The 4,501-nt window shown below is 72.1% G+C and carries 2 protein-coding genes; both read right to left on the bottom strand.

The genetic code is table 11. From position 1 onward, the window contains the following. On the bottom strand, positions 1-1,055 hold a 1,055-nt coding region (locus FXO23_RS50225), incomplete at its 3' end, for an SDR family NAD(P)-dependent oxidoreductase (RefSeq protein ID WP_158896253.1). Between the two features lie 2 nt (positions 1,056-1,057). Then, the coding region (locus FXO23_RS50220) for a beta-ketoacyl synthase N-terminal-like domain-containing protein (RefSeq protein WP_246258662.1) at positions 1,058-4,501 on the bottom strand (3,444 nt) is incomplete at its 5' end.

Genomic DNA, 4,501 nt, shown 5'->3' with positions numbered 1-4,501 from the left:
CCCTTCCCCACCACAGAACCCACACTCCCCACCCCAGCAACATGAAAAACCCCGTCGAGACCACCAAAACGCGCGTCGGCCTCGGCGACCGCGGCGGCCATCTCGGCGTGATCGAGAACGTCGGCGCGGACGTAATGCACCGCGGCGTCATGCTCGGCCGCGACCCGTTCGAGGTCGTCGAACAACGCCGCCCGGTCGCCGCGCAGCTCCGAACGACCGGTGACAATCACCTTGGCTCCCCACGCCCGGCACAGCCGTTCGACGAGCAACCGGCCGATGCCGCCCGCGCCACCGGTCACCAGGTAGCGCCCGCCGCTGCGGAGGAACGGCCGCTCCCGGTTCGTCTCGCTTTCCGCGGTGAGCTCCACCGGGCGGTTGGTCAGCCGCTGCCGTCCGGTGGCGTCGAGCAGTACGTCCACCCGTTCGGTGACGGACAGTTCGGGATGGATTGTGGCCCACCACTGCTGCGGGGACCCGGCCACGGCGCGGTCGACGAGGGCCACCGACGTCACGGCCAGCGGCAGCGCGAGGCGCAGCGACCGGCCAAACCCGATCCATGCCTCGCCGTAGACGCGCTCGACGGGCGTCGCGAAACCAGGGGTGAGGACGAGCCTGCGCACGTCGACGTCGGCCAACGTGATGCCCTCGACCACGGCGAGACTCAGCTTCGGGTCGACGGACTCCTCGGTCGCGCCAGGGTCCACGACGACGGCCGCCACGCCGCCGTGCTGCTCGGCCACGATGTCCAGGCACCGGGCGACGTCCGCAGCGTCGGACACCTCGAACTCGCCGACTCCGGCCCAGCGGAAATCCGCCGCGAGACCGGCCACCACGACGGCGCACCCGCATCCGGTGCCGCTCGCGGCCGAACGCACCCGTGCCGCCTCGTCGAGGTCGCGCATGAACACGACGATCGCGCCCGCGCAACCGGTGTCGGTCAGTGGCGCGGGCACCCACTCCTCGTCGTAGAGGTGCACCCCGTCGGGCAGGCTCGGCAGGTCAGGGTCGCGAAGGTCACGGCTGCCGTTCAGGCTGGTGTCGAGGCCGCTGCTCATCGTCACTCCTCCACGCTTCCGGCCGGGACGCGCCCGTCCACCACGCTCTCGTCGGGTTCCTGGCACGGATCGAGCTCGAGGCCGACGAGCCGCCACACCACCGAGCCGTCGTCGGCACAGCCGGTAATCGTCAGCGGGCCGTCCGGTTCCGCAGCGGTCCGGCCAACCACGACGTGCCGCACCGGCGGCGCCGTCGTGGCGAACTCGGCGCGCGCGGCGGCGACCGGGGTCGTCGTCGGTAGACCGAGGGGCGCCTCGGCGAGCGCCAACGCTCGCGCGAGGTCACCGGGGACGAGCACAAGACCCGTTGGCACATCTCGGTTCTCGACCTGAACGAGCACGGACCGCGAATCCGGTGCAATGTGGACCGGCGAAGCCGCGCCCGTGCCCATCGGCGACGACCAGCCGGACGCGAACGCACCGACGTCGACCCGGCCGAGCGGGTCAGCGGACAGCTCGGCCACGCCCTGCGCATGGGCCGTGCCATCGGCACCGCCCTCGGGTGCATCGGCGGCGCGGCCGTACACCTCCCATTCGACGCCGGACAGCGCGGGCAGCACCGAGGTGCGCAACTCGCCCGCGCCGACGGCCGTGCCCCACACGACGTCACGCAGCACGACGACGGCGTCCCCGCCGAGCGACTCGTGGCACAGCGCCACGGCCGCGCGGGCCATCTCCAGCAACGCGTCGTCGCCCGGCCAGCGGTCGCCGACACCGACGCCCGCCGCGGCACTGGCGAACTCGGCGCCGACCAACCGGGGCAGGCACACCTCGAGCAGCGGGTGCGGCCAGGTGCCGGACCGATCCCTGCCGCCAGTGCCGTCCGTGACGGTCGCACGAACGGCCGCGCGGTCGATGGCCCTCGGCCAGTGACGTTCCCGAAGGAACGGATAGGTCGGCAGCGCGACCCGTGCGGGGTGGCCGTCGGCGTAGCGCGACCACCAGTCAACCTTGGCGCCGACGGTCCACGCGGCCACCGTGGCCGCGAGATCGGCGTCGTCGCCACCGTCGCCGAGCCTGCCGTCGTGCCGCGGGACCGGGTCCCGTACCTCGCCTCGCCAGCAGTCGTCGCCGACGACGCCGTCGGCCGCGTTCCGCAGCTTTACCCCCAGCTCGGCGATGTCGCGGGCGAGGCAGCCGAAGCGGTACGGCTGCGCCACGCGCCCGGTGAGCAGCGTGAACGCGACCGCGTCGAGCGAGGTGTCGTCGGTGAGCGCGTCGGCGAGCCCGCGCAGCATCGTGTCGAGCTGCTCCGGCGAGCGGGCCGAAAGCACCACCGGATGCGGACCCGGCCGCTCGACGCTCGCGGTGGTCTCACCGAGGTATTCCTCGACGACGACGTGCGCGTTGGCGCCGCCCGCGCCGAACGACGAGATCGCCGCGGCGCGGGGCAGCGTCACCTCGCGGGCGACCGCGTCGACCGCGACCGCGGCGGGCCAGTCCGCCAGACGCTGCTGGACCACGAACGGCGTCGCATCGAAGTCGATCATCGGGTTGAGGTCCGAGGAGTGCAGCGACGGCGCGAGCTTGCGATGCCGCAACTGGAGGAGCACCTTGTGCAGTCCGGCAACACCGGCCGCGCTCTCGGCATGCCCGATCACCGACTTGGCCGACCCGATCGGAAGGCGCGGCCGGTCCCGCACGCTGCCGAAGACCCGGCCGAGGCCGGTGATCTCCACCGGGTCGCCAAGCGCGGTGCCGGTGCCGTGCGCCTCGACGTAGCCGATGTGGGCCGGGTCAATGCCCGATCGCCTCAGCGCCTCGCCGATCACCGCGCCCTGCGCAGTCGGGTCGGGCACGGTGTAGCCGTTGGACCGGCCGCCGTGGTTCACGGCGCTGCCGCGGATGACGCCCGCGACGTGGTCGCCGTCGGCGACGGCGTCGGCCAGGGGTTTGAGCAGCACCGCGCCGACCCCTTCGCTGGGGACGTAGCCGTCGCCGGTCGCGCCGAAGCTCTCGCACCGGCCGCTGCTGGAGGCGAACTTGCCCTGGTCGAGCATCACGAACTTGTGCGGGTGGATCGACACGTTCACTCCGCCCGCGACGGCCGCGTCCGACTCGCCGCGCCGGATGCTCTCGCAGGCGAGGTGGATCGCGGTGAGCGACGACGAGCACATCGTGTCGATCGCGATGCTGGGGCCGGTGAAGTCGCAGGCCCACGAGACCCGGTTGGCGATCGACGCTGGGGTGTTCGACACGGCGGTGCGGTCGCCGAGCAGTTGGCGCTCGGCGGCGAGGATCGGGTACTCCACATACATCACGCCGACGAACACGCCGACCCGCGCCTGGCCGGTACCCAGGCCCTGCGGCGTATAGCCCGCGTCCTCGATGGCGGCGTACGCGGTCTGCAGGAAGAGCCTTTCCTGCGGGTCGATGATGGCGGCTTCCTTCGGGGAGATCCGGAAGAACTGCGGGTCGAACTCGGCCACGCCGTCGAGGAATCCGCCCCACACGGGCAAGCCCCCGGTGCCGTCGGGGTCGAGGTGGTTCCACGTCCAGCGATCCGGCGGCACCTGGGTGATGCAGTCGACCCCGTCGCGGAGGTTCGCCCAGTAGGCGTCCAGGTCGTCGGCTCCCGGATATCGGCCGGCCATCCCGATGACCGCGATCGGCAGGTCCGGATCGCGGTCCACCGGCTGCGCGGGCTTCGCGACGACGGCGGGCCGTGCCTGCGAAACCTGCGGGGAACTCGGCTCGCCGCGCACGGCCGTAGCGGCCGGGACGGCCTTGGCCTTCGCCTTGGGTGCAAGCTGGTCGAGGCGGTCGGCGTGCGTGCGCACCAGGGACTCCGCGACCGAGCGCAGCGTCCGGTGTTCGAAGAACAACGTCCGCGACAACGTCCCGACCTTGCGCTCCAGCCGGTAGATGACCTCCATCATCAGCATCGAGTCCAGCCCGTATGCCTCAAGCCGCTCGTCGACGTCTACTGTGGACGGATCCAGCTTCAGCACGGCGGCGAACTGTTCCGTGACGACGTCCAGCGCCACATCCATGCGCACGGCGGCGGAATCGACCACAGGCTCCTCCGCGACCGGTTCGGACGTCGCCGGTTCGGATTCCGGCCGCATAGCGACGACCGGCCTGCCGGGCCTGCCGGCGACGATGTCGGTGTCCGGCCAGTAGCGCTCGCGGGCGAAGGGGTAGCCGGGAAGGTCGAGGTGCGGCAGCGATAGCACGGGATGCACCCGTTCGGCGGTGTCGTATCCACTCACGTAGAGGTGGGCCAGTGCGGTGCAGTGGTCGTGGTCGTCGCTACCGATGGCCGGGGTTTCCGCAAGCAGCCCGGCCAGCGTCCGCATCAGCAGCGGCTCGACTCGGGTGTTCGGCGTGCGGGTGCCGGTGTGGCACCCGTCCGTACTCGGGGCGCACTCCCCGGCGGCGTGCGCACCGAGCAGGTCGGCGGCGTGGTGTAGGGACGTGACGATGAAGGCGGCGCGGTGGGCATG

This window comes from Amycolatopsis anabasis, from assembly GCF_009765355.1.
GTDB classification, from domain to species: Bacteria; Actinomycetota; Actinomycetes; order Mycobacteriales; family Pseudonocardiaceae; genus Amycolatopsis; species Amycolatopsis anabasis.
Note: the sequence above shows the minus strand (reverse complement) of the source record. Positions and strands in the feature narration are given on the sequence as shown.